This is a genomic window from Moorena sp. SIO2C4 (genome assembly GCF_010672485.1).
Classification (GTDB): Bacteria; Cyanobacteriota; Cyanobacteriia; order Cyanobacteriales; family Coleofasciculaceae; genus Moorena; species Moorena producens.
The window spans coordinates 1-1,633 of record NZ_JAAHGN010001367.1 but is presented as its reverse complement, the minus strand read 5'-3'; the positions used below and the strand labels follow the sequence as shown (position 1 = coordinate 1,633).

Genomic DNA, 1,633 nt, shown 5'->3' with positions numbered 1-1,633 from the left:
CCAGCAGGAGGTCCGTTAGCTCCCCCAGCAGCTAGAAAGTAGGTGCTGTTAGCCGTCAGCGGTCAGCGGTCAGCGGTCAGCCATCAGCGGTCAGCGGTCAGCGGTCAGCCATCAGCGGTCAGCGGTCAGCGGTCAGCGGTCAGCGGTCAGCGGTCAGCGGTCAGCCATCAGCCGTGGGCTTTTGGCCCACGCTGCGCGAACAGCTTTGTGGCACAGGCTTCGACCCTGTGACCTAAGCCATAAGCTGAAAGCTGAAAGCTGATAGCTCAATACTGAAAGCTGAAAGCTGATAGCTGAAAGCTGATAGCTGATAGCTGATAGCTGATGGCTGAAAGCTGATAGCTGATAGCTTAAGCTATCGAAGCCATCAGGCTGGATGGTACGATAACGGAAATACCAGAAAATCTAAACCGGCTATGTATGTATTGATGGAAGCAGGCAGTTTTCCCTTGTGGTTTACCCTAGTGTATGTTGTGGGTTTTGTGGCAGCAGTTGTGATTGGCTCCATTGCCTGGTACAACTCTAAACGTCCTGCTGGTTGGGAAGGGTCAGAAACTCCTAATTGGGTACCAAAGATCGATTCAGAGGATAATTCAAAGGGAGAGAGCTAGCTAAACCGGAGTAGTTTGGTTGGGAAAACCGGAAGATTTGACTGAAAAAGAGCCCTGACTTCAACACGGTAAGTTAGGGTTCTTTTTCAGCACTACTAGGGTAATCAGGCCACTGGTCAGAATTTGTTGGTATCTTAGAGATGTCTTACTAAATTCCCAACATGACCGGAGCTGCTGAAACTAAGAAAAAAGGCAAGTCACTCCCCCCAACACTGATCATCAGGTTGGGAAAGTTTGTCTGGACAACTCTCTGGCAAATGATGATGTCGAAGCTGGCTCCACGGAATAATTCTGGAGAGTACATTCGCCCTGCCAGCGAGTTTAGGAATTTTATTGGGACAGAAGCAGAGAATCCTTACCAACCGGAAGCAGGACGCTACTGTCTTTATGTAGGACTCGGTTGTCCTTGGGCCCACCGCACTCTAGTGGTAAGGGCACTCAAAGGACTCCAAGACTCAATACCGGTATTCATTGCCTCTCCTTCTTCCAATCAGGGGATTTGGGTATTTAATCAGCAGCAGGAAGGCTGCGACACGCTTCCTGAGCTTTACGAGCTGGCAAAAACAGGCTACAACGGTCGTTGCACAGTTCCAGTGCTGTGGGATAAACAGAGCAAAACCATTGTCAACAATGAGAGTGCAGAAATTATAGTAATCCTGAACTCACAGTTCAATGAGTTCGCTACTAATCCTACCCTAGACCTTTATCCAGAGGAACTGAAGGAAACCATTGATGTGTGGAATGAGACTATCTACCACGCTGTGAATAATGGAGTCTATCGCTGCGGTTTTGCCCAGACCCAAGAGGCTTATGAGAAAGCTTGCGACCAGCTATTCACAACCTTGGATAAGATTGATCGAGCCCTAGAGACCAGTAGATACCTGTGTGGGGATAGTACCTACTACCGAAAACATAGCACGAGTAATTTGGCAACGCTTGGTTACCTATCTACCACTACTGAAGATTCAGCTATTTGAACATCCAAAACTCTGGGCTGACTATCAAGGAAACGGTATGGAAGT

4 protein-coding genes are annotated in these 1,633 nt (G+C 48.4%); all 4 read left to right on the top strand.

Annotated elements, in window-relative coordinates; all coding sequences use genetic code 11:
• Positions 1-42: 42 nt before the first annotated feature.
• Positions 43-231: an AraC family transcriptional regulator gene (locus tag F6K20_RS37650; RefSeq protein ID WP_154659783.1), complete on the top strand. Its 189-nt coding sequence runs from the start codon at positions 43-45 to the stop codon at positions 229-231.
• A 185-nt stretch (positions 232-416) separates the two neighbouring features.
• Positions 417-611 carry a photosystem II assembly protein Psb35 gene (gene psb35 / locus F6K20_RS37645; RefSeq protein WP_044493155.1) on the top strand — a complete coding sequence of 65 codons (195 nt, stop codon included), beginning with the start codon at positions 417-419 and terminating at the stop codon, positions 609-611.
• Positions 612-772: 161 nt separating this feature from the next.
• Positions 773-1,588: a glutathione S-transferase family protein gene (locus F6K20_RS37640; protein WP_502708928.1), complete on the top strand. Its 816-nt coding sequence runs from the start codon at positions 773-775 to the stop codon at positions 1,586-1,588.
• A partial coding sequence (locus F6K20_RS37635) for a hypothetical protein (protein ID WP_502708929.1) occupies positions 1,548-1,633 on the top strand: 86 nt, incomplete at its 3' end. The genes F6K20_RS37640 and F6K20_RS37635, both read left to right, overlap by 41 nt.